Genomic DNA, 26,618 nt, shown 5'->3' on the forward strand with positions numbered 1-26,618 from the left:
GAATCAGTCAAAAATATAAAAGAGGGATGCTTTGATGAAGCGTAGCCGGTGGTTTCGTGCGCTCTCGCAAAATAGTCCAGCCATGCCTTTCTGGCTGTCACTGATCTGCTTCTCAGGCCTGGTGATCGCCAGCTTCGTGCTGTTCGAACAGCAGATTCAGGACTTCCTGACCCACCTCAACCTGTACCTGCCTACGACGCCGTCCCAGAAACTCAACCTGGCGCTGTTGCTGATTGCGCTGTTGACGCTGGACGTGGTGTTGCCGGTGCCGTCGAGCATGGTCGCGCTGTTGGCGGTGGCGATGCTTGGCAGCGTTGGTGGCTACCTGGTGATTTTCCTCGGGCTGTGCCTGGGGGCCGGGTTGGGTTATGCCTTGGGCGCCGGTTATTTCCGGCTGCTGTCCGGCCGGTTGGGCCTGCATCGGCGTCAACCAGGCCAGCTGGGGTATCGGCTGGGCACGCTGTCGTTGATCTGCCTGCGGGGCGTGCCGGTGCTGGCGGAAACCTCGGTGGTGGCGGCAGGGATGCAACGTTACCCGCTGCGTGCGTTCGTGCCGGTGACGGTCCTGGCCAATGCCGGCCTGGCGCTGGCCTATAGCGCCATCGGTACCTTCCTCGTCGAGCAGAACGCGTTGCTGGTGACCCTACTCGCCAGCATGGTCTTGCCCGGGCTGTTCATCGCCGGGTACAGCCTGTTCAAGGCCCTGCGCAAGCGCGACACCGAACAGCCTCTGCGCGGGCGTTTCGAGGTCAGTTACGACTACCCGGTGATATTCACCGATCATCTGTTCGACCCGCTCAATCCCTGCCTCCACCGCCAACTCACCACCCGGCAGCGAGGCCCGGTGACGGTGCTGGTGTTCGCCGATGAACAACTGCTGCATAGCCTCCCATCGTTGCTGGAGCAGATCGACGCCTACTTCGCCGCCCACTCCACGGACCTGCATCTGCAGGCGCCGCCGATTGCCGTACCGGCCGGCGAACTGAGCAAGGATGCACAAGTGTTGCAACAGCTCTACAGCGACATGCTGCAGCACGGCCTGGACCGGCATTGCTACGTGCTGGCCCTGGGCGGTGGCGCGGTGCTGGATGCGGTGGGTTATGCCTGCGCCACTTTCCACCGGGGCATGCGCCTGATCCGTATTCCGAGCACCGTGTTGGCCCAGAACGACGCCGGCATCGGCGTGAAAAACGGCATCAACGCCTTCGGCCAGAAGAACCTGCTCGGTGCGTTCTACCCCGCCACGGCGGTGATCAACGATTTCCAGCTACTGATCAGCCTCAGCCATCGCGATCAGATCGCCGGCTTGGCCGAGGCGGTGAAAGTCGCGCTGATCAAGGACCAGGCTTTCTTCCAATGGATGGAGCAACAAGCCGACGCCCTCGCCCGCTTCGATCATGCCGCCAGCCGCTATGCCATCCGCCGCTGCGCCGAGCTGCACCTGGCGCATATCACCGGGGCCGGCGACCCATTCGAGCGCGGGAACGGTCGTCCGCTGGACTACGGCCACTGGGCAGCGCACAAGCTGGAAAATCTCAGTCATCACCGGCTGCGCCATGGTGAAGCGGTGGCGGTGGGCATCGCCTTGGACAGCCTGTACGCCAACAGCCTGGGACTGTTGAGCGATGCCGACAGCGAGCGCATTCTGCGCCTGCTGCTCAAGCTCGGCTTCTGTCTCAACCCTGCGGAACTGAGCCTCAAGGATGCCCAGGGTTGTTCACAGGTGTTGCTCGGGCTGGAAGAGTTCCGCCAGCACCTGGGCGGGGAGCTCTCCATCCCCATGCTCAATCGGATCGGCGAATCCCTGGACCTGCATGAGATCGATGCCGCTCGAATGGAGCAGGCACTGCAGCGGCTGTCCGCCCTCGGTGATCCGGCGCTCACCCTGAGCGAAGGCTGCGCGCAATGAGCCAGGCACCGCTGAATCTCAAGACCTGGATGACCCTGGGCCGGGTCTCCAACCTGCCCACGGTATGGACCAACACCCTGGCCGCCGCCCTGCTGGCCAGCAGCGCCGGAGCCCTGGCGCCGCCGTCGTCCCTGGTGTGGCTCCTGCTGCTGGTCGCTCTGTCGCTGTTGTACCTGGCCGGCATGTTGTTGAATGACCTGCTGGACGCCGACTGGGACCAACAACACCAGAATCCTCGCCCCATCACCCTGGGCCTGGTCAGCCGCCAGCAGGTGCGGTTGGCTACGGCGTTGTTGCTGCTGCTCGCTGCCGCGGCACTGCTGGGCCTGAGCCGGTTGATCGATCAACCGCACTGGCTGCTGGGCAGCGCTACCCTGCTGGTGGCCTGCATCCTGGGCTACAACGTGTTGCACAAGAAGTACGCCCACAGCGTCTGGCTGATGGGCGCCTGCCGCTCGGCGCTCTACCTCACGGCGGCGGCCAGCCTGGCGATTCCGCCGGGGCCGATCTGGCTGTGCGCGATGCTGCTCGGCGTCTACATCAGCGGCCTGACCTATCTGGCGCGCCAGGAACACCGCAATCAGTTGCTCAGCCGCTTGCCCCTGCTGCTGATGCTGAGCCCGTTGGTGCTGGCGTTCTACTCCAACAGCCTCTGGTTCTGGCCGGTCATGCTGCTCTGGCTGGGATGGCTGGGCCGCAGTTACTGGCGTCACCTGGCGCAACCAAGGCAACGGCAAGTACGGGCGTTCATCGGTGCCGGGCTGGCAGCCCTGCCACTGTTCGATGCCCTGGTGCTGGCGGTGGCTGACCAACCACTGGGCAGCCTGGCCTGTGTCCTGGTGTTTTTCCTGCTCCCACACTTCCAACGCTGGGTCAAACCGACATGAACACGGACGTTACCGCGCCGTCATCGACGGCCCTTGAAATGCGGCAGGATTGCCTCACCGAACATCGCCAGCTGTTCACGCAACAGCTCGACGATGCCGAGCGACAATGGTGGGATCAGGCCCGGGAACAGCTTGCCCGACACCCGGACGCGACGACCGCGGCGCTATTGAGCAGCCAGTGCAAGCGTCATCTCAAGGAACATGCGCTGCCCGGCAAGGCCGACTGGAGCACCGTGCAGCTCACACGGGCGTTGTTGCTGGCCCAGGTGCTGGAGCTACAGTCCGCCGCCGAGCAATTGCCCTTGCTCCGCCAGTTGTTCCTGTGGGGCGACGACCAGGAAAAGATCGCGCTCTTGAAAGCCCTCGACTGGCTCGACAGCCAGGGGGCGTGCGTGGAGCTCGCCTTGCAAGCCGGGCGCACCAGCAACAGCCAGGTGTTTGCCGCTCTCGCCCTGGACACCCTCTATCCGTCCCGTCACTACGACGACCGGGCCTTCCATCAACTGGTCTTGAAGGCCCTGGGCATGGGACTCGATGTGCGGCGCCTGCTCGGCCTGCCACAGCGGCGCAGCGTCAGCCTCAACCAACTGGCTCTCGACCTGCTGGCCGAACAGCTCGCCGCCGAACGCACGGTGTCCGCCGGGTTGCCGCGGGTCATCGACTTCGACCTGCTCAGCCCGGCGCAGCGCCAGCGCCTGGTCGGCCTCGTCCAGCAGCGACGCCTGCCGCCGGAATGGCACGACGACCTGGCCCACATCTCACTGAACTGATGCCCGACGGCTCCCTGCTTTCTTGATGAGGACTCACCATGCCCAAGTACTTCGATCCGCACATCCATATGGTCAGCCGCACCACCGATGACTACCAGAACATGGCGGCTGCCGGCATCACCGGGGTCATCGAACCGGCCTTCTGGCAGGGCCAGGCCAGGACCAGCGTCGGCAGCTTCATCGACTACTTCGACACCTTGCTCGGTTGGGAGCGCTTTCGCGCCAGCATGTTCGGCATTCATCACTTCTGCACCATCGGCCTCAACCCCAAGGAAGCCAATGACCTGTCGATCGCCAACGAAGTGCTGGAGATCCTGCCACGCTATCTGGTGAAGGACGGCGTGGTGGCGGTCGGCGAAGTCGGCTACGACGACATCACCCCCGAAGAGGATCGCTTCCTCGCCGCCCAACTGGAACTGGCCCGACAGTTCAACCTGCCGGTACTGGTGCACACCCCGCACCGCGACAAGATCGGCGGCACCAAGCGAACCCTGGCGGTCATTCGCGAAGTCGGGATTGCCGAGCATCTGGTGATCATCGATCACCTCAACGAATTGACCCTGCCCCTGGTGCTGGAAACCGACTGCTGGCGCGGCCATTCCATCTACCCCAATACCAAGATGTCGGAACAGCGCATGGTCGCCCTGTTGCAGCAGTACGGCACCGAGAAAATGGTGGTCAACAGCGCCGCCGACTGGGGCATCAGCGACCCGCTCAAGGTGCCGAAAACCGGCCAGGCCATGCTGGCGGCCGGCTTCAGTGAAGCGCAGGTCGAGCAAGTGCTGTTCCACAACCCGGTGGACTTCTTCGCCCAGAGCGGCCAATTGGACAAGACCCAGGTCAGCACCCCGTTGCCCATCGACCAGCGGCGGCAATGGCAGGAAAACTCCGCCCTGCGCGGCCAGGAACCGGTGATCAAATGAACGTCGGCACGGGTTGGCAAGCCGCGCAGGTCGGCTATTGCAGCAACGTGCACCCGACCCGTGACCTGGCCGGGCTGCGCTCGTCCATCGAACAGCACTTCAAGGGTGTGCGTACGCTGCGCAGGCTCGACGAACAGGACAGCGGCCTGTGGATCAGCGCCCTCGCCGCCGCCGAACTGCAACAGACGGCGGCGCGCACGGACTTCCTCAGCCTGCTGCAAAGCAGCGGGCTGCGCCTGACCTCGCTCAACGGTTTTCCTTATGGCCAGTTTCATCAGGGCGCGGTCAAGGCCGAGGTCTACCTGCCCAGTTGGGCCGATCCGAAGCGGCTGGTGTACAGCCTGAACCTGGCGAGGATCCTTGCCCAAGCCCTACCGGTGGACTGCCACCAAGGGGTGATTTCCACCGTGCCGCTGGGTTACGCCACCCATTGGAATGCAATCCTGCACCGGCGCGCCGAACATCAGTTGCGCCAACTCACCGCCTCGCTGCATAGGCTGCATCAGGAGACCGGCAAGAAGATCGTGTTCTGCCTGGAAATGGAACCGGACTGCGTGCTGGAGCACACCGACCAGGCCATCGCCTTCTTCCACCGCCTGCAAGCCAGCGATCCGCACCATGATCATCTGGCACTGTGTTTTGACGTGTGCCACCAGGCGGTGGTCTTCGAGGATTGCTATCAGTCGCTGGACAAGCTGCGCCGGGCCCAGGTGCCCGTGGGCAAGATCCAGTTGTCCAACGCCCTGATCTGTCAATTGCCCCAGAATGTCGAGCGCCGCGAACAGGTCCTCAAGACCCTCGGCGATTTTGCCGAAGCCACCTACCTGCATCAGGTGAAAGCCCGGGACGGACAGGATCGCCTGGCCGCCTGGGCAGACCTCCCCGCCGCCCTGGAAGAATGCGCAAAAAACCCAGGGCAACACCCCGAGTTGCGGATTCATTTCCACATTCCGCTGTTCAGCGAACACTTGCTGTTGCCCGAGCTCAGCGGCAGCCAGATCGCGCTGGAACAGACCTTCGACTTTCTTGCCGAGCATGAGGATTTCCGTCCGGTGCTGGAAGTGGAAACCTACAGCTGGGGTGTCCTGCCGGAGCAACTGCGTCCCACGACCGCCCATGCCCAGCTCCAGGGCATCGCCAGGGAGCTGCGCTGGGTCGAAGAACAACTGCGCCAACGGCAACTGCTGCAACCCCAAGCGCGGGAGGCCTGTGCCAATGTCTTCTGAGCGCCCGCGTCAACCGCTGCTGCTGATCAACGTCGTGGGGCTGACCCCGGCGCTGCTGGGCGCGTCGACGCCGCACATCAATGCGCTGCTGAAGACGGCCAGGATGGCTACCCTGCAACCGGTGTTCCCGGCCGTCACCTCGTCGGTGCAAGCCTCGATCCTTACCGGGCTGCCCCCCTCGGACCACGGCATCGTCGGCAACGGCTGGTATTTTCGCGACCAGGCCGAAGTACGCTTCTGGCTGCAACCCAATGCCCTGATCCAGGGTGAGAAGGTCTGGCACACACTCAAGCGCCAGCTTCCGGGGTTCCGCTGCAGCCAGTTGTTCTGGTGGTACAACATGTACGCGGACGTGGACGCCGCCATCACCCCGCGCCCGCACTATCCCGCCGATGGTCGCAAGCTGTTCGGCCTGTATTCGGCACCGTCCACGTTGCACGAACGTATCGAACAGCAGATCGGCGAGTTCCCCTTCCCGGCCTTCTGGGGGCCGGCGGCGGGCATCGCGTCGAGCCGCTGGATCGTCGACTGCGCCATCGCCGAATTCGCCCTCAACCACCCCGATCTGCAATTGATCTACCTGCCTCACCTTGACTACAGCCTGCAACGCCTGGGCCCTGATCATCCGTCGATTGCCGGTGAAATACGCGCCATCGACAGCGAGGTGGGCCGTCTGCTGGACTTTGCCCAAGCGCAAGGCGCGGCGGTGATGTTGCTGTCCGAATACGGCATCGAGGCCGTCCACCAATCGGTGTCCATCAACCGCTTGTTGCGCTCGGAAGGCCTGCTGCAAGTGCGTCAGTCACTGAGCTGGGAACTGCTCGACCCCGGCGCCAGTGCCGCGTTCGCCGTGGCCGACCATCAGATCGCCCATGTCTATGTGAAACAGGCGCAGGACATTCCCCGGGTCAAGGCGCTGTTGCTGCGCCAACCCGGCATCGAGCAGGTGCTGGACAAAGCCGAACAACGGGCCTGGCACCTCGACCATCCGCGCAGCGGTGAGCTGGTGATCGTGGCCGAGCCAGGGCATTGGTTCGATTATTACTACTGGTTCGACGACCGCAAGGCCCCCGACTTTGCTCGCACCGTGGACATCCACCGCAAGCCGGGCTACGACCCACTGGAGCTGTTCATAGACCCGGCCATTCGTTTCCCCAAACTGAAAGTGGCGCGGCGCCTGCTGCGGAAGAAACTCGGTTTTCGCTACTACATGGACCTGATTCCGCTGGACACCGGACTGGTTCGCGGCAGCCATGGACGCCTGCCCGACAGCGAGCTGAACGGCCCGCTGCTCATCACCAATTGTGATCTGCCGTTACCCCAGCAGCTTGCGGCCACGGCGGTGAAACAACTGCTCCTGGAACACTTCCTGGGGCGCTCTCACACCGACACGGCCAATGCCAAGGAGCTTCCATGCGGCGAGCCATTTCCATCACAGTTCTGAGTGCCCTGGCCGGATTGGCCCAGGCCGAGAACACCAACTCCTTCGACTGCAGCAACTTCCTGCAATTCGGAGCGAACGTCGATCAGACCCGGGCTGCGTTCAAGCAAAGTCCCGAGACCATGGCCTGGAACTGGTTCGTTTGCCTGAACCAGTCCGATGCCAGGGGCTACAACCGTCAGTGGGAGTTGTTCAAACCTTCCGATCAGGTCTACCTGGCCAATGGCGCCAACCCCGGCTCGTATGACAGCCGCATGAAACTACCGGATGAGGTGATCAGGCAAGCCCGAGCCCTGGGGCTGAGCTCGAGTCGTCTGTTTCATAACCTCAACGCCGTCCAACAGGTCGACGGCCTGAGCCTGGAGATGGGCGGCAAAGCCGTGCCTGAGGCACAAAAAGGTCACGTCGTGCGCTTTCAACTGCTGATGGGCCAGGACACCTACGACTACATCGTCAAAAACAACGTCTACAACGTGAATGGCCAAGCGGCCCTGACGAGCAACCTGAACTTTCCGGCCACGGCCTGGGAGTTGAAAGCCTCCTGGCTGTGGATCGGCACGGACGCGAACTACAAGACGCAACTGGAAAAAGATGGCTACTACGTGGCCCAGGCCTACTACGCCGTGGGCACCAGCTACCAGGTCGGTTATGCGGCGTTGAGCGGTTTGCATGTCGTCAACAAGCTGGACGCCAGCTGGGTCTGGTCCACCTTCGAAAACCTCAATAACCACAAGTACACCGTGACCAAGGGCCATCCACCCAAGCCGATGACAAACCTCACCGGGCCGACACCGGATGCCATACCGGTCAATACGCGGTTCCAGGCCAGTAACCCGGCGCTGTCGAAGTACGAGCTGATCGGCGTGGAGTTCCAGCCCATTACCCAGGTCCTGGCGAACTCGCAGCTGGAATCGGCGTTCCAGGACTCGTCGTCCTGCCTGGCCTGCCACAGCACTGCCGCCTACTCGAAGAACAACGGTTACTTCAATTTCGCCATCCCGAGCTCAGGCGGGCTCACCTATCCCACTGCACCGCTGCCGGACAAAGCCTTCAACGGCTACAACAAACTGGATTTTGTCTGGTCGCTGAAACGCGCCCAGTGGAAACGCTAAGGAGAGCACGACATGAGCGTATTGAATTTCCCCCGCATCTACCTCAACGGCGAAATGTTCTGGAACCCGCCGACGGCCAATAACAATGATGTGTACCCGCTGTATGACGCGGTGCAGATGGACATCAACTGGCCGTTCATGCAGCACTTCGGCATCGACCAAAAAAATGCCCCCGACACACTGATGCCATGGACCCTCTCGACGCAGTACATGGCTAACATGCCGACCTATGTGCAGCAGGTACCCGGCAATTTCAATCCAAAACACGATCCCTACATGCCCGCCGAATGGGATCTGTTCGGCGACAACGGCTGTGGCCTGGTGAACTACGGGAAAACCACCTCGACCGTCATCGGCGGCGAACTGCAGGCCAATACCTACATCGACCAGGATCCGCTGGTCGGCTTGCCATACCAACTGCTCGGCAGCCCCCTGGGCAGCTCTGCCCCGACTCCGGCACGCTTCGTGGACATCAGCCCATGGCAGAACACGTTCACGGCGCTGTATTTCGACAAACTGGTGCTGGGGGACGGGTCCTGCGGCCTGACGCTGAACCGCAAGTACCGGATGATGGACCGTTTCCTGAACTTCAGTTGGGGCGCCCTGGGTGGGCTGGTGAATGTCAGCACCACCTGGCAGACCTGCTTCCCCAAGGAAAACCTGGAATGGCTGATCGGCCACTCATCCCTGCTGAGCAACCTCCAGCAGCAGATGAAGCAGCAAGGAGCGCAGGGCCTGATGTTCCGGTTTTCCGCCTACCTGACCTGCTACGACAAGAACGGAATATTCAACGATTACCCCCAGCGCCTCAACACCCGTTCCAACAACCCGGAAGTCATGGCGCATGTGCGTGAGCTGTACAACAAGGGCTTGAACAACGTCAATCAGATTTTCTTCAACCCCGCCTACAGCCGCACCTCGGCGGTGCTGGGCCTGTGGTTCGCCAACGAATACCCCACCGCCCCCGCCGGGCTGCGCCTGGTGCCCAACCAGCCAGTGACGATGACTCAACCGGGGCAGGATGATCAAAGTGCAAGCCTGGGGGTGATCTCGGCGCAGTTCACCGGCAACGTCCTGTCACTGGACCTGAGCAACACGTTTCCATGCTATCCGGTGAACCCCGACGCCGACATCCTCGTTCCGGAGAAATTCAACTCCGGCGGCTACCTGCTGGGCGTGCGCAAGCAAGGGCAATTCACCGCAGCGGCCGGCTTCGGTTTCGAGCAGTACCAGCAATCGGCCTTCGAAAAACGTTCAGGCATCCTCGACCTCATCCTCAGCAACGAGACCAAGGGGGTACTGCAGTCCGGCCCCCTGCTCCTGCAACAGCGCAACCCCGCCCCAACCCCTTCGATAATGGCCGCCCAGCAGCAACTGTGGACCGCCGAAGTGATCGAGAGCGGCAGCTTCATCGACGTCGGTGAGCGCAAGATGATGAGCATCATGGTGCAGAAAAATGGTCAGCCAGCCGCCAACACCACGTTGTATGTGGCGGAGTATGGCAATCCCTTCATGGTCACCAGCAGCAACTATTACCTGGCATTCAGCAACGCAGCCGACTTCACCCTGTTCTACGACAACCCGTCGGACCGTACCAAGAACACAGCCAACCTGCCGCAGTTCACCGATGCGGCTACGGTCGACCTCTATCGCAGCACCGGTAGCGGTCGTCGACTGACCGACCTGCAGGACGTGTCCCAACCGGTGGGCACCCCGGTCGGTTATCAAGACTTCCTCCATCATTCCGGGACACCGGTCGCCGTCAACCTGCGCCCTTGCCTGGTTCTCGAGAAGGGTCACACTGGCACCGGCACACTGCAGGACAAAAAGGCCAGCAGCATCAGTTACTCCTACGCCATCATCACCACCAACGCCCAAGGCATCGCCCAGATAGGCTACCGGGCAGTGGCGCCGGGCTTCCCCACCTTGCGCTTCTTCGTGCAGGAAAACGACAAGAAACCGGTCATTCCCTTCAGCTTCCCGATCACCCAGACCTTCGTCGACTTCCTCGCGCCGATACGGGTCCTGCCCGTGGACATGAAGTTGCAAGAGGACTTCATCAGCACCTGGAATGGCATGTGCACGGCCACGGACGCTCCGGAAAAGATATGGAGCACGTTCATCTTTCCAAAGGTCCTGAAGACCTTCTATTACCTGTACCCCATCATGAACAAGTACATGCCGCTCGATTCCCGCACGCGTGTGGAGGGCGCCGTCGATCAGTTGATCATCTTGATCAGCAAGGAGAACCAGGAAGAAAGCACCCTGGCAATGCCCATCACCCGCGACCTGTCACAAAGCCGCCGTGCCGTGCTGGAGCTGTGGGCCAAGCGCCTGGTGAAGCTCAACTTTCCGCCCAGCACACTCAGCATGAGTGACTACAACAGCCTTTGACGATTTCACCCAGGAACACCGGGTGGCGAGCCCGCCGCCCGGCACTTCACAGGAGTATCGATATGAAAGCCAACCTTTTGAGCCGACTGTTGCTACTGATCCTGTTGTTCAGTCCGGGGCTGTTCGCCCAGGACAGCGGCGCGGTGTACTTCACCATGGGGGTGCACAACACCGAGGGCTGTAACGAACAGAACGGCAACTGCATCGCCAAACGCGCACCGGGCGACCCTTCGGATCCGTTCTTCCCGGCGTTCTGGATCAGCGACTGGACCATGTACCGGGTGATGCACAACTACGAGAAGAACCCGCCGCCCTACAGCAATCCGCCCACCACCCTCGCCCCGGCGGACTACACCGTCTCCCGCGGCACCAGCTACTACGACACCACCTACATCCCACCGGATGGCGACGGCTTCGGCGCGATGATGGAGCATTACGAGAAATACTGCCTGCCGATCTTCCCGATCAAGAACAACAACTACACCTGCTCCTTCGTATCCCTGGGCAACAAGGCGTACTTCCTGACGTACCCGCAGGATCGTCCCAAGGACATGCCGGCCTGCTGCATGTTCTCGCCGATGAACCATCCGCCGCGGCAGGATTTCATCCAGCACCTGCCCTACAGCGCGGCGCGCAGCCAGAACCTCAATGGCAGTGTGCAGGCCTATGCCCTGGACCTCGACTCACCGCAGGGGCCGATCCTGTTCGGCTACGCCTTCTACAAGCAGATGTCGGGGCAACCGCCCTACCGGCATCCGCAGTCGTTCTACTTTTCCGGCGACGCCAGCGTCGCCAACGCCCCCATCGTCAGCCAGAACTACACCAACTTCCGCATCGCCAAGCCCGACCCGGCCCAGACCTGGGCACAGGTCGCTGCCATGTGCCCATCGAATCCGCCGCCCTGCCAGTTGTTCGAGCCCCCGGCTTCGCAGAGCAACGGCCAGAAGGCCCAGTGGAACAAGCTGATGCAGCGCAAGCCCTGAACACTCACAAGGATTTATGTGACTAGGAGATTGTGGCGAGGGAGCTTGCTCCCTCGCCACAACAAGTTCCCTCGCCGCAAGTAAATCGACTCAAGACGAAGGATTGCCATGAAAACGTTCACCATGATGATACTGGGGCTTGCCAGCCTGCCGGCCCTCGCCCTGGATCAAACCCAGAACCAGAGCAAACCGACACAGGCCGGCACCCTCAATTGCCAGCCTCCCACTTCCGCGCCCGCCGCCAACGCCAGCCAGGACCTGTTCGATCAGTACAGCTGGCAGATGTTCATCGCCCTGAACTGGCCCGCCCAGAATGGGCAACGCGGTGATCCCGACTGCAGCAAACAACCTGGGGACGCCGGCTACACCGTCTGGCAAACCTACAAGACCGTGGAGGAAATCTTCCTGCCGCAGGGGGCGGATCCGGGCCCCTGGAATACCCCGCAAAAAGCCAAGAGCCTGGGCATCATCAACATCGCGGCGTTGAAAAACAGCACCCAGGTGAACGCCGTCGACCAGGCCGTCGGTGGCTGGCTGATCGACCAGGCCGGCAACCCGACCTACTACGATATCTCGGCCAACGAGACCTCCTACGACTACATCGTCAATAACCAGTACTACAACGCCGATGTCGTCTCCAAGGCCAACAACATCAACTTTCCCAACGGTGTCATCGAGATCAAGTCGAGCTGGCGCATCCTGACCACCAGCGACAACGCCAGCCGCTACCTGACCCAACTCGCCCGCGTCGCCACGTTCGATGACCAGGGCCAACGCACCGGCGTCACCGAGGCCTATCTGGGCCTGGTGGGTCTGCACATCATCACCAAGGTGAACGGTTATCCGCAGTGGATCTGGTCGACCTTCGAGCAGATCGACAACGTGCCGCCCAAGGCGCTGGTGCATGGTCAGTGGGTCGATCAGCCGGCAACGGGCATGGCCTACTCCTACTTCAATGCCAACGCACCCGCCGCCAGCCTCAACCAGTCGCCCTGTGACTGGCAGACCCAAGGCGCACACCTGGTCTGCGTGCCCAAGTCCGGCACCACGTTCCAGACCCCCAACCCGTTGAACCGGGTCACGCCGATTGCCGAGGTCACCGACAAGGTGAACGCTGACTACCGCAGCAACCCCGACTTGCAGAAAAGCGTGTTGAAGTACTACCAACTCATCACCACCCAACGCCCGTTGATGCCGGACAACCCTAGTAATCCCCTGGGCCAGCCGACCCCGTCGCTCTCGGCCAACGTGACCATGGAGAGCTACATCCAGCCCAACAGCAGCTGCATGAACTGCCACTCCATGGCGACGCCGATCAAGAGTCCCTACAAGTCCGATTTCTCCTACCTGTTCAAATTCGCCAATTCGCCGGTCATCAAATCCATCAAGGACGAGGAATAAATCATGAGCATCCTGAACGGACCTCGACTGAATTTCTGGGGTGGCATCCGCACCGACGTCAGCCTGCCGAACAACTCCCCCACCATTCCTTACAACGGCAACGATGACTGGCCGCTCTTCGACCTGACCACCTCGACCCTGGCACCGGGTGCGCAGTCCTACACCGACGACCAGTTGAATGACATGATCAATGCCCCCAACGGCAACTACTACACCGCCGGCGGCTGGAATCACTACGGGCAACACGTCGTCGACATGCAGAACGCCTTGATCAGCTCCCAAGGGATACCGGGCGGCATCAGCACCACCGGCGACCTGGTGGGGCAGCCGGTCTACCTGCTCGGCTCAGTGGACCCGGTGACCCAACAGGGCCCGGTTTCCGGCCCGATGATGGTGGACCTGGACCCCACCTCCTCGACCACCACCCAGATATTCGTCGGTGGCCTGCAGATCGGCGGCAACAGCGACATCCAGTTGTTGATCCACTGTAATACCGTGTGCAGCAGTTTCGACGTGGCCGGGCGTGTGCTGCTGCCGGCGAAGATGGACGCGCCGGGCTCCTTCCATGCCAGCGGCACGTTCCAGTTGACCTTTCCCCTGAGCAGCATCGTCAGTTGGAACCAGAACAGCGCCGGTCTGCGCTCGATCATCCAGGCGCCAGGCGCAACGGGGATCGTCCTGCGTTTCGTCATGTTCGAGATGTGCCCGACGATGACCACCGAGCAACTGGACGCCGACTACGCGGCCGGCAAGTACACGCCCAACCCGAGCATCGGCCGGGTCATCGGCACACTCGCCCCGGCTTTCGCCGACGAACCGCTGAGCTGCCAGCCGGGCCGGCAACTGGTCAATCAGGCTACGGGCAATGCCGGCTATGCCGAGCTGGGCACCAGCAACGGTTACCTGAGCATCGACATGGTGAATGTCATTCCGAAGGAAACCTTCCGCGCCGTCAGGGACGACATCACCAGCCCCATCGGCCCCAACGCCAACTACGGCCCCGTCACCCTCTCGGCCGGCACCACCGCCCTGGCGACCTTGGACCCGACCAGCAGCCCGCTGCTGAACTACTACGTGTATGGCGGCATCGTCGACTTGCCCATGACCGCCAGCCAACAGCAGGCGGTGCGGACCAACGCCCTGGCGATCAACGCCCCCGGCAAGGTCGCCGGCACCACACTGCAAGCAACTGAATCGACCTATCGACTCTATGCCGACCAACGCAATGTCTATCTCGAAGACTATCCCAAAGGCCTGTCGATCACTCTGCAGGTCCGATACCTCGGCGGCCCGGTGACCAGTACCACCGAAATCGGCCTGAAAGCGGCTCCGCCTGCCGCGTATACGGAACCGCAGTATTGGGATTTCCTCGACTTCCCCGACTCGCTGAGCGTCAACCCCGGCCAGCTTTCCGTCAGTTTCCCCGTCACGGTCAAATCAGACAGTGCCGCCCAGGCGGGTTTCGTGGCCCTGACCTGCACCGCCAACGGCCTGGACAGCAGCGCCTGTTTCACCAGCTTCCGCAAATACGCCCAGACCGATTTCGGCATCCCCAAGGGCACCACCATCACCTGGCCGCTGATGTACCCCAATGTCCTGCGCTTCCACTACCTGGCGTTCCCCGCCATGTCTCGCTACATCCCGCTGAACCAGCCCGACGCGATCATGGGCGCCAAGAACGCCATCCTGGCGCGAACGTCGGATGCCTACAAAGGCACCACCTTGTTCATGCCCGTGGTGCGCTCGATGTCGCCCTGCCAGCGGGCGCTGCTGCGGGCCTACCTCACCGGTGAGCCGTGGCAACCGCCGCAGTGATCGCGTCCACCCTTCATGACGGAGAGCAGCATGTCTATCCATATCCCTGCGCAGCCCAGCGAAAGCCTGCGCCCGAGTACGATCATTGCCGAAAACCTGTTGAACCCTCGCGGCGTCTGCGTGCGGGCCGATGGCAGCCTGTTGCTGGTGGAGGCCGGCTCCGGCCTGCCGGAACAGACCTTCAGCGGACGCATCAGTCGCCTGCGACCCGATCCCCAGCGGCCCGGTGTCTACCTGCCTCGTGAAACCCTGGCAGACGGATTCCGCGCCATGAACATGCAGGTACGCATGTTGCGTGATGAGATCATGGGGCTGTCGGACGTGGCCTGTGGAGAGGGGCGCTACCTGGTCAGCCAGACCGATTACGTCGAGGGTTCCAAGCTGCTGGACCTGCAATTCACACCGCCCGAACCGGTGTTTCGCAGCCGTGGCAATCTCAATGCCCTGTGCTACCACCCCTCTCGTCGCAGTTGGCTGGCGGTCAAGCCTGATACCAACCAGTTGGTGGAGTTCGTCGACGGCCAGGACGAGCGGGTATTGGTCCAACTTCCCGAGCTGGACCAGGGCCAGGAAGCCGTGCCCGTGACATTGGCGTACGAACCGGCGACAGACGCTGTGCTGATCAGCCTGTTCTCCGGCGAACGACAAGGCGACCCCGCGCGCAAGGGCATCGACTTCGTCGACAAGGCGGGCCAGGTGATCCGGGTTCATCCCGGCAGCGGGCAGATCGAACGGCTGATCGACGGACTGCAACTGCCCACCGGCCTGGCCCTGTGCCCGGCCGGCAACGTACTGGTGCTGGAACTCTGCGACCGCCTGCAACAACCCCTGCTGCCGGACTGGAACGGCGAACCGCTGCACGGCGGCTTCACCCGGTTCACCGGTCGATTGCTGAGCTGCAACCTGCAAACCCACCAGGTCAGCGTGCTTGCCCAAGGCCTGGATACCCCGTCCAACCTGTGCGTGATGGGAGATGCCGTGCTGGTGAGCGAAGGCATGGGCCTGGCCGGAAGACCACTGCCCACACCCGACAACCACGTCGTCTCGCTCAACGGCAGGCTTCGGCGGGTGCAACTTTGAACCACGCGAGCCTGCTTACTTCCACAAGGGATATGCGGTGTACACGGCCTTCGCTAACACCATCAAACCCTGTGGGAGCCGGGCTTGCCCGCGATGGCGTCGGCACATCCAACATCTGCATGACAGACACTCCGCTATCGCGAGCAAGCTCGCTCCCACAAGGGATTTGTGGTGTACATGGCCTTTGCATGCACCATCAAACCCTGTGGGAGCGAGCCTGCTCGCGATGGCGGCGACACTTTCAACCTCTGCATAACAGACATTCCGCTATCGCGGGCAAGCTTACTCCCACAAGGGATTCCGGGGTGAGCTGAAGCTCGTTAACCTGTCAGCTAACAAGCGCTAACACCGAATAACTGGTGATAGACACCGCATGGCATCACCCTTGAGGCTCACCACTGACGAGGGCAACAGGTCCATCCAACTGTTGCCCCTGAGCAGTGACCCAATGACTCAAGAGGGGTTCGATCATGACCGAAGGCTGCCGCGATAGCTGGCTGTGCAGAACCGACCGTCTGGGGAACGATGAACTGTGTGCATTGATGGCCAGGGTTGCCAAACACGGCCCACGCGCTTCGCAGCAGCTGCTGGCAACAGTGAAGCCGCTGCTCAGCGCGTTCTACGAGGGTCAGGTACAAGCCGGGCGGGCCAGGCGTGAAGAAGTCGACAGTCTGATCCAGGAGGCTTTCACGGTGCTCCAGCAACGACGGGCAGACTATGACCCCGGCGTTCCGTTTCGCGCCTGGCTGATCGCGATTGCCCGGGACACCTTGCTCTACCACTGGCACAACCAAGGCCGCGACGCCGGCGTTGCAACGCCCCTCAACGAAGCCCGCAGAGCGGTCTGACCCGCGCCTCGCCGTCCTCCTGATCAGGAAATGTCGATGATCAATATCGAAAAAGTGCTTTACACCAGCCATACGTATACAACAGGCGGTCGAGAAGGCGTCGGGCGCAGTGACGATGGTCGACTGGAGCTGCTGTTGTCCCCCCCAGGCGCGCCTGGAACCGGCACCAACCCGGAACAACTCTTCGCAGTCTGCTGGTCAGCCTGTTTCCTGGGTTCCTTGCGTCACGCCTGCAACGCTCGCAAGATCCAATTCCCGGCCCGCGCGGCCGTCAATGCGCAGGTTGATCTGGTCCATGGCGAACAAGGGTTTTTCCTGCAAGCCCGACTGGCGGTTTCGCTGCCCGATATCGAGCCCGATACCGCACAGGAACTTGTCGAGGCGGCCCACCAGAACTGCCCGTACTCCAAAGCCACCCGCAAGAACATCGACGTCAGCCTCACCATCGTCTGATTTCCCCGCGCAGGCCCATCCCCGTCACGCCCGGTTAACGGGACGGTCGTACTTGAACGTTTAATCAAAACACCTATCATGCAGACTCGCCTGTAAGGACAGTCGTACAGCGAAATACCCCCTTATTTCTAGAGAGCCCTCTTGTGGAGTCAGCCCCGGACGACCTGCACGAATCGTTGAGCCTGCAACTTGCCTTCGGTCCTTTCTGCGTGACGCCGGGCAAGCGATTGCTCACTAAAAGTGGCTCCACTGTGGAAATCGGCGGGCGGGCGCTGGATTTGCTGATTGCATTGCTCGAACGTCCGGGACGGGTATTGTCCAAGCGCGAATTGATCAAGCGGGTCTGGCCCGACATCGTGGTCGCCGAAGGCAGCCTTCGTTTCCACATGACCGGGTTGCGTCGAATCCTCGGGGATGGAGAAGACGGGGCGCGCTATATCTCCACCCAGGTGGGTGTCGGCTACGCCTTTGTCGCGCCCATCGAACGGCTCCAGTCCGGCGACTCGGCCTTCCCCCCTGTCACATCCGCCCAAGCCGGCGGCAAACGCTTCATCAGCACGGTGGGCAACTTGCCGGCCCGCGCCAGGCTGATCGGCCGGGACGAGGATGTGCAGAGGGTCATCGACCGCCTGCAGGAGCCCAAGCTGCTCACCATCGTCGGACCTGGCGGGGTCGGCAAGACCAGTCTGGCCGTTGAGGTGGGCCACAGGCTCGCTGCCGACAATGACGAGCCGGTACGTTTTGTCGATCTCGCTCAAGTCGAGGACGCCACGCTGGTGCCGTCTTCGCTCGCCGGCTCCCTGGGCATTCCGGTGCAGGCCGAAGACCCGCTGTTCGTGTTGCTCGCGCACCTTCGAACCCGCAGGCTGGTGCTGATCATCGACAACTGCGAACACCTCATCGATGCCGTTTCGGCGGTTGTCGAACAGATCAGGGCGGCGGCGCCCGGCGTAAGCCTGCTGGCAACCAGTCGCGAACCGTTGCGTACCCTGGGCGAACACGTGCTCTGGCTCAGCCCCCTGGACTTTCCGGGCGAGACACAGGCGCTGAGCGTCGATGAACTGCTGGGATTCGCGGCGGTGAAGTTGTTTGTCGAACGCGCCTCGTCGGGCAATCCTTCACCGTTTCTGGAAGCCGGCAACGCGCAGATGATTGCCGACATGTGCCGACGTCTCGAAGGTATGGCCTTGCCTATCGAACTGGCTGCCGTGCGTGTTGCCAGGCACGGCCTGCACGCCACCCATGCCTTGCTCGGCGAGCGCTTTTCCCTGGGCTGGTCCGGACGAAGAACGGCGCTGCCACGCCATCAGACGCTACGCGCCATGCTCGATTGGAGCTACGCCCTGCTCTCGGTGCAAGAGCAGCAGGTGTTCGATCGCCTCGCGGTTTTCGTCGGGCCGTTTTCCCTGGAGGCGGCCTCGCAGATTCTCGCCGACACCCGGATCGACGCCCTCACCGCGGTCACGACGCTGGATGAACTGGCCTCCAAGGGCCTGGTCAGCGTTGATCACAGTGACGCAATGGCCACCTATCGCCTGCTGGAAATGACCCGCGCCTACGCGCGCGAGAAGCTCGTGGCCCGAGGCGATACCGAGGCGCACGCGCTGTCATTCAGGCACGCGGCCTACTTCATGGACCTGCTCGGTCGGCTCGGCAGCACCCCCGATGAAATCTTCGAGCAATCCTCGCGACTCGCCAGCCAGCTGGGCAATATCAGGAATGCGCTGGAATGGAGTTTCGGCCCTCAGGGCGATCCAGGGCTGGCATTGCCCCTGGCCGCCGCGAGCGCACCGTTGTTCTTGCATTTTTCGCTGATGGTCGAGTGCCGCACCTGGTGTTCACGGGCCACCGAACTGCTTGAGTTGGGTTACTTCGGGACACCGACCGAAATGGAACTGCAGGCCGCCCTGGGCCTGGTGTTGATGTTCACCCGGGGGAACAGCGAGGCGGCACACAAAGCGCTGCTCAGGGCCCTGGCCATTGCCGAGGGGCTGGGCGACCAAGAATCCCGGCTGAGGCTGCTTGGGCGCCTGCAAATCTTCTCGGAGCGCATCGGCGACTTCCCGTCATCGCTGACCTGGGCCGAGCAAGCCGTCGCCGTGGGCAGCCTCATCGGCACACCCGAGGCCATCGCCGTGGCCGCCTCGCTGGCCGGTATTTCCCATCACCTGCTCGGCAACCAGACGCTGGCGCGGCGGGAGCTGGAAAAGTCCTTGCGCAACAGCCTGCCGTCGGAACGCAGCAGCACCGTTCATTATGGTTTCGATCATCGCAACCGCACCGGGCTAGCCCTGGCGCGGACACTGTGGTTGATGGGTTTTCCCAATCAGGCCCGGCGCTGGGCCGAGCAGGTCGAGGCAGAGGCCGCCGCGTTGGACCACCCGGTGACCTACTGCATCGCTTTGGTCTGGACACTGTGCATCTACATCTGGACAGGCGACCTGGAGAAGGCCGCCAGCGGCCTTGAGACCTTCAGGAAAACCGCCGAGGCCAATGCGCTGGCGCCTTATGTAGCAGCGGCAATGGGCGTGCAAGGGGCTATCGCGATCCGTGCCGGGCAACCCGGCAACGCGGTGGCCTTGCTGGAGGAAAGCCTGGCGCGGCTGCGAGGCATGCGTTACGAACTACTGACCACTTCGTTCGAGACGTCCCTGGTCGAGGGCCTGGTCCTGAACGGCCAGTACGAGAAGGCCTCGGAGCAGGTCGAGGCCACCATCCGCCACTGCCGCCAGAGCGGCGACGCCTACGCCTTGCCGGAACTGCTTCGGATCAAGGCCGCGATCCTCAAGACACTGGCCCCAGGCAATCCCGTTGCTGTCGAAGACACGCTCAATGAATCGATTGCCCTGAGCCGGCAGCAAGGCGCCTTGTCGTGGGAACTGCGGTCCTCGATGGATCTCGCCACCCTGTGGCTGGAGCGGGCCCGGGTCCACGAGGCCAGGAACCTGCTGGCGGCGTGCAACGAACGAATGTCCGAAGGGCACGACACCCTGGACCTGCGCCAGTTGCAAGCGCTGTGGCAAAGGACGCTGGCGTCACCGGGGCTCAGTTGAGCGCCAGGGACAACCGGGCATCCATTTTCACCAGGTCAGCCAGGGAGCGGGCCTTCATCTTGCGCATGACCTTGCCGCGATGGGCCTTGACGGTGATCTCGCTGATCCCCAATTCCGCCGCGATGACCTTGTTCATCCGCCCCGCGACGACCATGGCCAGGACCTCCTGCTCACGGGGGGTCAATGTTGCGTAGGCTTCTCGTAGCGCACGCAGATCCCCCTCGCGGCTCAAGGCGGTACGGCTGCCTTCCAGCGCATCGGCGATGGCGTTGAGCAGCACTTCGTCGTCGAACGGCTTGGTCAGGAACTCCACGGCGCCGGCCTTCATGGCACGCACCGAACGCGGCACGTCGCCGTAGCCGGTGATGAAGATGATCGGGATCATGGGCCGGTCGCCGGCAATCGCATTCTGCAGGTCCAGCCCGCTCAGGTCCGGCAGGTTGATGTCGAGTATCAGGCAACTGGGAACCGCAGGCCGGGGCTGGGCGAGAAAGGCCTGGGCGGACTCGAACAGTTGCGGTCGCCACTGGGCGTGACCGATCAGCAATTCCAGCGACTCGCGCACGGAAATATCATCGTCGACCACAAACACGATGGGCGTGTTGTCCATCGCCGGGCCGCGACGCTCGGTGCCAGCTCTATTGTTCGCGCTCAACACGCTACCTCCTCCAGTAGTCGTCATTGGCAGTCAACTGACCGGCAACGCAGCGCTGAGCGCCTTGAGCAGCGCCTCCTCGCTGAAGGGCTTCATCAGGCAATCCACTGCGCCCTGGCTTATCAGGTGTGAACACCGGGCCGCATCGCCCAGCGCCGTGATGAAAATGATCGGGATGTTGAAATGGCGCAAGGCGAGTTCCTTTTGCAGCTCCGGACCCGACATGCCCGGCATGGCGACGTCCAGTATCAGGCAGTGGGTCTGGCTGGGGTACCCGGACGAAAGAAACGCCTGGGCCGACGAAAAGGCCTGGACCGCAAAACCGAATTCCTTGAGCAGGTCCGGCAAGGATTCCCGCACGGATTCGTCGTCATCAACCACCGATACGAGCAAAGGCTTATCCATTGAAAACCTCTCTGGTGGGCTCGCAATCCCTCTCGGCACCGGGCTCGCGGACACCCTGGATGACCTCGGCTGGACCACGCTGGCCTTTGCAGGGAATGGAAAAACGAAACGTCGCGCCCGGTCCGATATCGTTCACGCACGCCCAGATCCTTCCGTTGTGCTTTTCGATGATCGAATGACTGACCGACAAGCCGATCCCCATGCCTGAACTCTTGGTCGTGTAGAAAGCGCCGAACAAGCGCTCCGCGTCCTGGGGATCGAAGCCGACGCCGTTGTCCCTGACGTCGAGATAGACGTGATCGTCCTGCAGGCCGGTGCTGACCTGCATGCGTCGAGGCCGGTCGGTCATCTTGCTCATCGCCTCCTTGGCATTCAGGATCAGGTTGAGGATCACCTGCTGCAACTGTACGCGATCACCGCGGACCGGCGGCAGGCCGTCAGCGAATTCGGGATGCAGTATCACCGCGCCTCGCTGCAACTCGCCCAGCAACAGGGCGATCACCTCCCGTGCGGCCTCGTTGATGTCGACGTCTTCAATCGCGATGCTTTTCTTCGAAAACAGCACCCGCAACCGGTTGATCACATCAGAGGCGCGGTTGCCATCCCGGATGGTGCGCCGTGCGGTTTCCAGGGCGCCGTCGACATTCGGTGGATTGGCACCGAGCATGCGCAAGCAGGTACTGGCGTTGGTGATAATGCCGGCCAGCGGCTGGTTGACCTCGTGGGCAATCGACGCGGTCAGCGCGCCCAGGCTGGCAACCCGGGCCAGATGAGCCAGTTCCGAGCGGACCTTGCCGAGCGCCGCTTCGGAAAGACGCCGCTGGGTCACGTCCTGCAACGCGGCGATGTACTCCAATTGGCCCTCCCCGTCCCTCATCGCATGCGCCACCAAGTGGACATGCTTGACGGTACCGTCAGGCAATTGCAGCCGATGCTCATGCTCGAAGTCCTGACCTTTCTTGCGCTGGTGCCTGATCATCTCCTTGTAGGCCGAGATATCGTCCGGGTGGATGCGGGTGTAGATGAAATCCAGGGTCGGCGTCACACTCGGATCCAGGTCGAGTATCCGATAGATCTCCTCGGACCAGGTCAATTCGTCCGAGCCGACGCGCCACAAGAAGGTGCCCGTCGAGCTGAGCCGTTGCGCCTTGGCCAGGAACGCCTCGCTCTGGCGCAGTGCCGCCTCGCCCCGTGCCCGATCGATGGCGATGCTTGCAAGGTGAGTGATCTGGGCGATCAGGGTTTGCTGCAAAGGGCCAGGGGCTGTCGATTCGGGATGCAGGATCGACAGGACTCCTGTCACCTCGCCGTTGACGGAGGTGATCGGTGTCGACCAGTTCGCTCGCAAACCATTGGCCAGGGCTGTCGAGCACCAATCTTTCCAGCGCGTCTCACTGGCCAGGTCGCAGCAAATCACCTGTTCGTTACGGGTCGCAACCAGCGCGGCGGGACACGCATCCGCATCCGCCACCCGCCCGTCGAGACCTGCCACCAGGCTCGCCGGCATGCTCGGCGCAGCCCCTGGCAATATCCGTGGGATGGCTTCCTGCGTCGGATACGGGTGCTTGCGGTCGACTTGCACGATGCTGCACACGCAACCGTCGAAACTCGCCTCGGCCAATGCGCAAAGCGCTTCGAGAATTCGTTTGAGGGCGGAACCTCCGGCGATCATGCCCAGCAGGCGTTTCTCCCCGGCCAGCAGCATTTCGGCGCGTTTGCGATCTTCGATATCGGTGTTTTCCCCGTACCAGCGCACCACCTGGCCCGACTCATCGCGTTCCGGTACCGCCCGGATCAGAAACCAGCGGAACGTGCCGTCGAAGCGACGCAACCTGGCCTCGAATTCACCTGGTTCGCCCGTTGCCAGCGCTTTCCAGTAAGCGGCCAGCGCACCGCCGTCATCCGGATGAATCGCGGCCATCCAGCCGGTACCGCACGCATCTTCCAGCGCGATACCGGTGTAATCGCACCACCGCTGGTTGAGAAAGCTGACATTGCCATCGGGCGTGGCGCTCCAGACAAAACCGGGCACCGCGTTGATGATGCTGCGCAACCGGGCTTCCGAGGCGCTGATCTCGGCCAGCGCCTTGGCGATCAGGGCCTTGTCGCGCTTCTGCTCGTCGATGTCGATGGTGATGACCCACCAGCGGGTGATGCGACCGGTCTCATCCCGCATCGGCATGCCGTTGGCGATGAACCAGTGGTAGGCGCCGTCCGCACGGCGGATGCGCAACTCGGCGCGAAAGGGATCACCGGTGGCCACCGCCTGCGCCCAACTGTCGATGATCCTGGGACGGTCCTCGACGTGAATGATCTCACTCACAGCCCACTCCTTGAGCTCTTCAAGGGTGGCGCCCATGTATTCAAGGTTGTGGATGTTCACGCATTCCAGGTCCCCGCTGGGGCTCATCAGCGAAACCAGGGCCGGAATGCTGTCGATCATCGTCCGCAAACCGGGCTCGGCCATGCAGGCGGGCTGGGCGACCGCACAGTATTCCTCGATGTCGGTACAGATTCCGCACCATTTGCGGACGGCTCCAGCCGTGTCGGTCAACGGGTTCACGCGAACGACGAATCGGCGATAAACCCCATCGGCCCGCCGCAGGCGTGCCTGTATGCCCCGTGGTTCATCACCCTTCAGGATTGCGCGCCAGCATTCGAACACCTGCGCACGGTCGTCGGGATGGACGACGGCATGCCAGCCCTCTCCCATTGCCTCCTCGCGATTGCGCCCGGTGTACCGGCTCCAGTACTGATTGACATAGTCGACGCCGCCATCGATACCGGCCGTCCAGGCCATGCCTGGCAGTCCGTCGATGATGCTGTCGAGTTCGTTATCCATGCCGGTCCCGCTCTGTAATGGCCCTTCAGAGAGCATGCCCCCGGTGCTGGGGCCCGCCTATCATACCTTGGTGTCACACGCCGCCGATCAGTGTAGCGCCGGGGATGGGAAACCGACCAATACCAACGTGTAATCGCCCTTTTAGCAACACGCTGTTCTGATTCATCCTGGCAACCGACACCGTCAAAAGGAACGGCATTTGCGAGACAGGACATCAGCCTCAGGGCAACAGTATTCGGCCGCCAGCTCGAAGGCGATGGCGCAGTGGACGGTCGTCGGCCTGTGCATGCTGTTCAATGTGATCAACGGCCTGGCGACCCTGGCCACGGCCTTCGTGCTCCCCAGCCTTTCGGCGGAATGGGCGTTGAGCGGTTTCCAGCAGGGCCTGTTGCTCAGTACAAGCCTCATCGGGATGGCCAGCGGATCGACATTCGCTGCCCCCATGGCGGACCGCCACGGCCGTCGTCCCTTGTTGTTGGCGAGCCTGTTGCTCAGCGGCACGACCATGCTGCTGTCATTCTGGTCCCAGGGCTTCTGGTCTCTGGGGCTGTTGCGCACCCTGACGGGGATGGGTGTCGGGGCGACACTTGTCGGCGCCAATGTGCTGACCCATGAATGCACCCACCTGCACCGGCAAGAGCTGGCCATCTCGCTTCAGTCCGTGGCCTTCGCCTTGGGCGTGTCCCTGGGCGGCCTGCTGGCGCATGCATTGAACGACGCCGTGGGATGGCGCTACGTGTTCCTCGCCGGAGGTGCCTTTACCCTTGCGGCCGGCTTGAGCGGTGCACTGTGGCTGCGTGAGTCCTTCGAATTCCTCGCCGTGAAAGCCTCCCCCGTCCAGCCACCAGGCCAGCGGCCTGCTTCGGATGCCGGGCATGGCCTTCGGCGAGACTTCTGGTCGAGGCAGTGGCGCGCAACCGTTTCGCTGGCGACGGCATTCTTCCTCGTCATGTTCTGCTTCTACTTCGTCGTGAGCTGGACACCGACACTGCTGGTCCAGACGGGGGCTTCCGCCACCCACGGTATCCAAGGAGGCATGCTGCTCAACCTGGGCGGCATGCTGGGCGCCCTGCTCCTGGGACTTGCCGCGAATCGCTTTGGCAGCCGCCGGTTGCTGCTGGGCTGTCTGCTGTTGAACGCAGTGCTGATGACCTTGCTGATGCCCGCCACCCAGGTGTTGAGCCTGTCCATCGGCATGGGGTTTTCCATTGGCCTGCTGCTGAATGCGGCCATCGCCGGCCTGTATATCCTGGCGCCGCAGACCTACGGCACCGGGGAACGAGCCAGAGGGGTCGGCCTGGTGCTGGGTCTGGGTCGCCTGGGCGCGATCCTGTCGCCAATTGTCGCTGGCGCCCTGCTGGATGCGCACTGGAGTGCACAGGCCCTGTTCACGTTTTATGCCGGCAGCCTGCTGTTGGCGATGCTGGCCATCGCCTGGGGACGCGGTCGGCGCCGTGACTGACACCTAGGTGCAATGGTCTGCCCGGGAGGCTTTTGGTGAGATGGATTTTCCAATTTCAACCAGGAGAATCCCATGCCCGCTTCGACCCGTTCCGACAATGTACTCTATACCGCCCATGTCCATACCACCGGTGGCCGCGATGGCCATTCGCGCAGTGACGACGGACGCCTGGACATTCAGCTTTCAAGCCCTGGTTCGTCACGGGCCGGTACCAATCCGGAGCAACTGTTCGCAGCCGGTTGGTCCGCTTGCTTCGAAGGCGCGATGCAGTTGGCCGCTCGGCGCCTGAAAATCAAGCTGCCGGAAAACCCGGCTATCGATGCACAAGTGGATCTGTGCCTGGCGGAAGGCAGCTACTTCCTTCAAGCGCGGCTGAAAGTCAGTGTCCCCGGGGTAGACCGGGAGTCTGCCCAGGCGTTGCTCGACGCCGCGCACGAGACCTGCCCCTACTCGAAGTTGTCGCGCAACAACATCCACGTCGAAATCACCCTGGCCTGAGTGAGCCAGGACATAGCGGCTGAAACATCGCCATCGCGAGCAAGTTCGCTCCCACATTGGATTAGGGGTGTACGCGGCATTTGCATACGCCATCCAACCCTGTGGGAGCCGGGCTTGCCCGCGATGACGGCGGCACATTCAACCTCCATGCAACCTGACCCACCGCTATCGCGAGCAGGCTCGCTCCCACATTGGATTTGGGGTGTACGCGGCATTTGCATACGCCATCCAATCCTGTGGGAGCCGGGCCTGCTCGCGATGACGGCGGCACAGTCAACATCACCGCAAGCTGACCCACCGCTATCGCGAGCAGGCTCGCTCCCACCTTGATCGCGGGCTGCTCACAACATCAGGAAATGCCCCAATCCCCTGTGGGAGCCAGGCTTGCCCGCGATGACGGCGGCACATTCAACCTCCATGCAACCTGACCCACCGCTATCGCGAGCAGGCTCGCTCCCACA

Annotated in this window: 20 protein-coding genes; 17 read left to right on the forward strand and 3 right to left on the reverse strand. The window is 62.5% G+C overall.

Annotated elements, in window-relative coordinates; genetic code table 11:
- The first annotated feature begins 34 nt into the window (after nt 1-34).
- The 15 genes from N005_RS23345 (at nt 35) to N005_RS23415 (ending at nt 20,295) form a co-directional block, all read left to right on the forward strand.
- Nucleotides 35-1,909 carry a 3-dehydroquinate synthase gene (locus N005_RS23345; RefSeq protein ID WP_047703348.1) on the forward strand — a complete coding sequence of 625 codons (1,875 nt, stop codon included), beginning with the start codon at nt 35-37 and terminating at the stop codon, nt 1,907-1,909.
- Nucleotides 1,906-2,796 carry a UbiA family prenyltransferase gene (locus tag N005_RS23350; RefSeq protein ID WP_047703349.1) on the forward strand — a complete coding sequence of 297 codons (891 nt, stop codon included), beginning with the start codon at nt 1,906-1,908 and terminating at the stop codon, nt 2,794-2,796. Before N005_RS23345 ends, N005_RS23350 begins: the two co-directional genes overlap by 4 nt.
- Nucleotides 2,793-3,566 carry an EboA domain-containing protein gene (locus N005_RS23355; RefSeq protein WP_047703350.1) on the forward strand — a complete coding sequence of 258 codons (774 nt, stop codon included), beginning with the start codon at nt 2,793-2,795 and terminating at the stop codon, nt 3,564-3,566. Before N005_RS23350 ends, N005_RS23355 begins: the two co-directional genes overlap by 4 nt.
- A gap of 38 nt (nt 3,567-3,604) precedes the next feature.
- A complete protein-coding gene (locus N005_RS23360) occupies nt 3,605-4,489 on the forward strand; it encodes a TatD family hydrolase (protein ID WP_047703351.1) in 885 nt (294 codons plus the stop codon).
- Entirely contained in the window at nt 4,486-5,715 is a 1,230-nt protein-coding gene (gene eboE / locus N005_RS23365) for a metabolite traffic protein EboE (RefSeq protein ID WP_047703352.1), read from the forward strand. Before N005_RS23360 ends, eboE begins: the two co-directional genes overlap by 4 nt.
- Nucleotides 5,705-7,159 (forward strand): alkaline phosphatase family protein, encoded by a 1,455-nt coding sequence (locus tag N005_RS23370; protein WP_047703353.1) that lies wholly within the window; start codon nt 5,705-5,707, stop codon nt 7,157-7,159. Before eboE ends, N005_RS23370 begins: the two co-directional genes overlap by 11 nt.
- A complete protein-coding gene (locus tag N005_RS23375; RefSeq protein ID WP_047703354.1) occupies nt 7,129-8,268 on the forward strand; it encodes a hypothetical protein in 1,140 nt (379 codons plus the stop codon). The genes N005_RS23370 and N005_RS23375 overlap by 31 nt, the downstream gene beginning before the upstream one ends.
- A gap of 12 nt (nt 8,269-8,280) precedes the next feature.
- Nucleotides 8,281-10,662, forward strand: coding sequence for a hypothetical protein (locus tag N005_RS23380; protein WP_047703355.1), 2,382 nt, complete (start codon nt 8,281-8,283; stop codon nt 10,660-10,662).
- Nucleotides 10,663-10,724: 62 nt separating this feature from the next.
- On the forward strand, nt 10,725-11,645 hold the full coding sequence (locus N005_RS23385) for a hypothetical protein (RefSeq protein WP_047703356.1): 921 nt from the start codon (nt 10,725-10,727) through the stop codon (nt 11,643-11,645).
- Nucleotides 11,646-11,753: 108 nt separating this feature from the next.
- Nucleotides 11,754-13,046: a hypothetical protein gene (locus N005_RS23390; RefSeq protein ID WP_047703357.1), complete on the forward strand. Its 1,293-nt coding sequence runs from the start codon at nt 11,754-11,756 to the stop codon at nt 13,044-13,046.
- A 3-nt stretch (nt 13,047-13,049) separates the two neighbouring features.
- Nucleotides 13,050-14,861: a hypothetical protein gene (locus tag N005_RS23395; protein WP_047703358.1), complete on the forward strand. Its 1,812-nt coding sequence runs from the start codon at nt 13,050-13,052 to the stop codon at nt 14,859-14,861.
- Nucleotides 14,862-14,891: 30 nt separating this feature from the next.
- Entirely contained in the window at nt 14,892-15,941 is a 1,050-nt protein-coding gene (locus tag N005_RS23400) for a hypothetical protein (protein WP_047703359.1), read from the forward strand.
- 470 nt (nt 15,942-16,411) lie between these two features.
- Nucleotides 16,412-16,789, forward strand: coding sequence for a sigma factor (locus tag N005_RS23405; protein ID WP_047703360.1), 378 nt, complete (start codon nt 16,412-16,414; stop codon nt 16,787-16,789).
- Nucleotides 16,790-16,825: 36 nt separating this feature from the next.
- Entirely contained in the window at nt 16,826-17,242 is a 417-nt protein-coding gene (locus tag N005_RS23410; RefSeq protein WP_047703361.1) for an organic hydroperoxide resistance protein, read from the forward strand.
- A gap of 143 nt (nt 17,243-17,385) precedes the next feature.
- Nucleotides 17,386-20,295 carry an ATP-binding protein gene (locus N005_RS23415; RefSeq protein ID WP_047703362.1) on the forward strand — a complete coding sequence of 970 codons (2,910 nt, stop codon included), beginning with the start codon at nt 17,386-17,388 and terminating at the stop codon, nt 20,293-20,295.
- Here the strand turns inward: N005_RS23415 and N005_RS23420 are convergent.
- The 3 genes from N005_RS23420 to N005_RS23430 form a co-directional block, all read right to left on the reverse strand.
- On the reverse strand, nt 20,288-20,905 hold the full coding sequence (locus N005_RS23420; RefSeq protein WP_047703363.1) for a response regulator transcription factor: 618 nt from the start codon (nt 20,903-20,905) through the stop codon (nt 20,288-20,290). The genes N005_RS23415 and N005_RS23420 overlap by 8 nt on opposite strands.
- 78 nt (nt 20,906-20,983) lie before the next feature.
- On the reverse strand, nt 20,984-21,355 hold the full coding sequence (locus tag N005_RS23425; RefSeq protein WP_047703364.1) for a response regulator transcription factor: 372 nt from the start codon (nt 21,353-21,355) through the stop codon (nt 20,984-20,986).
- Nucleotides 21,348-24,197 carry a PAS domain-containing protein gene (locus tag N005_RS23430; RefSeq protein ID WP_052126458.1) on the reverse strand — a complete coding sequence of 950 codons (2,850 nt, stop codon included), beginning with the start codon at nt 24,195-24,197 and terminating at the stop codon, nt 21,348-21,350. The genes N005_RS23425 and N005_RS23430 overlap by 8 nt, the downstream gene beginning before the upstream one ends.
- Nucleotides 24,198-24,453: 256 nt before the next feature.
- Here N005_RS23430 and N005_RS23435 point away from each other — a divergent pair, with 256 nt between their 5' ends.
- Together N005_RS23435 and N005_RS23440 are read left to right on the forward strand one after the other, a co-directional pair.
- A complete protein-coding gene (locus N005_RS23435; RefSeq protein ID WP_052126459.1) occupies nt 24,454-25,659 on the forward strand; it encodes an MFS transporter in 1,206 nt (401 codons plus the stop codon).
- 72 nt (nt 25,660-25,731) lie between these two features.
- On the forward strand, nt 25,732-26,157 hold the full coding sequence (locus N005_RS23440) for an organic hydroperoxide resistance protein (RefSeq protein WP_047703366.1): 426 nt from the start codon (nt 25,732-25,734) through the stop codon (nt 26,155-26,157).
- Nucleotides 26,158-26,618 lie beyond the last annotated feature (461 nt).

It is taken from the genome of Pseudomonas mediterranea CFBP 5447 (assembly GCF_000774145.1).
GTDB classification, from domain to species: Bacteria; Pseudomonadota; Gammaproteobacteria; order Pseudomonadales; family Pseudomonadaceae; genus Aquipseudomonas; species Aquipseudomonas mediterranea.